Annotated in this window: 1 protein-coding gene; it reads left to right on the forward strand. The window is 51.2% G+C overall.

Annotation, left to right across the window (positions count from 1 at the left end; translation table 11 throughout):
• A partial coding sequence (locus Yoon_RS17875) for a hypothetical protein (protein WP_238114173.1) occupies window positions 1-325 on the forward strand: 325 nt, incomplete at its 5' end.
• Window positions 326-471 lie beyond the last annotated feature (146 nt).

The following is a 471-nucleotide window of genomic DNA, read 5'->3' on the forward strand; positions in this document are numbered from 1 at the left end:
CAAAACAATCGCACTTGCCGCCGCAACAATCGCTGCTCTGGGTTCAACTGCTTCTGCAAGCAACTACTTTGAATTCGGTGAAAATCTGGACGCAAGTTCAGTTCTTGAACTTGGTCTGGTCCGCGCTGACGCCGACGGCGTTGTCGAAATCTACAAAAGCGTTGCGGGTGAACCCGGCGCATTGATCGGCACCGAAGACGTCCACGCAGGCGCAAATTCCAATGTCCGCGTTAATGTCGGCAAGGCACCACAGCAAGACGTCATCGCCGTGCTGAAAGTAAACGGTCAGACCGTAGCTGAACATGACTACGACATCGTCCGCTAAGCCGCGCCGTCTCCAATCAAATTACGACACTGATGTCGTAACCAAAGCGAAATAAAGGAATACATTATGTCTATCAAAACAATCGCACTTGCCGCCGCAACAATCGCTGCTCTGGGTTCAACTGCTTCTGCAAGCAACTACTTTGA

It is taken from the genome of Yoonia sp. I 8.24, from assembly GCF_022096995.1.
Taxonomy (GTDB): domain Bacteria; phylum Pseudomonadota; class Alphaproteobacteria; order Rhodobacterales; family Rhodobacteraceae; genus Yoonia.